Origin of the sequence: Alienimonas sp. DA493, from assembly GCF_043951915.1 — a bacterium.
Taxonomy (GTDB): Bacteria; Planctomycetota; Planctomycetia; order Planctomycetales; family Planctomycetaceae; genus Alienimonas.
The window spans coordinates 1-634 of record NZ_JBINJD010000355.1 but is presented as its reverse complement, the minus strand read 5'-3'; the positions used below and the strand labels follow the sequence as shown (position 1 = coordinate 634).

The following is a 634-nucleotide window of genomic DNA, read 5'->3' as shown; positions in this document are numbered from 1 at the left end:
CCGCGTCCGCCGGCCCGCTCCGCGTCGACGGCGTCCGCGTCCGCCGCTACCTGACCGACGGCGGCCGCGTGCTGCTCCTGCGGGCCGAAGTGCTCCGCGCGGTCCGCCCCCCGGGCGGCCGGGCCGCCGCGGGGAGCGACTCCCTGGCCCGCGTCGCGGCCGACCCGCGGTTCGAGCCCCGCCTCCCCCGGCCGCGGCGGGTCCCGGTCGGCCCCGTCCGCTTCCGCGACCGCCGGGGCGTCGTGAGGCACGCCTACGACCTGGAGGCGGTGATCGACGTCTGCAACGCCGCCGCCCTGGTCCGGCGGGACGTCGACCCGTCCGCCCTCTCCGCGGCGGAGCGGCACTTCGTCGAGGGGGGCTGGCGGCTCCTGGGCGAGATCGTCCGCTCCGGCCGGGCCCCCGACGACGACGACTCCGGCCCGGACCGCCCCGCCGCGCTGGCGCCGGAAATTCTCGAAAAGGTCGCGGGCTTCACCCTCTACCCCGCCTGGACGCGGCGGCTCCCCGACGAGTTCCTCGCCAACGTCCTCCGCGTCTGGGAGTGGTCCGCCGAGGACCTGCGGGACGACGACCGGGCGCGGCAGTTCGCGGCGGTCGTCGACGACATGGTCTACCGCCGCCTGCCGCCGGA

Annotated in this window: 2 protein-coding genes; one reads left to right on the top strand and one right to left on the bottom strand. The window is 78.5% G+C overall.

Features of this window, described 5'->3' with window-relative positions:
• Window positions 1-251: hypothetical protein (locus tag ACG2DA_RS23000; RefSeq protein WP_395259050.1), on the bottom strand; the 251-nt coding region annotated here is incomplete at its 3' end.
• Between ACG2DA_RS23000 and ACG2DA_RS22995 the strand changes: the two genes are divergently transcribed.
• On the top strand, window positions 243-634 hold a 392-nt coding region (locus ACG2DA_RS22995), incomplete at its 3' end, for a hypothetical protein (protein WP_395259049.1). The two genes, ACG2DA_RS23000 and ACG2DA_RS22995, sit on opposite strands and share 9 nt — an antisense overlap.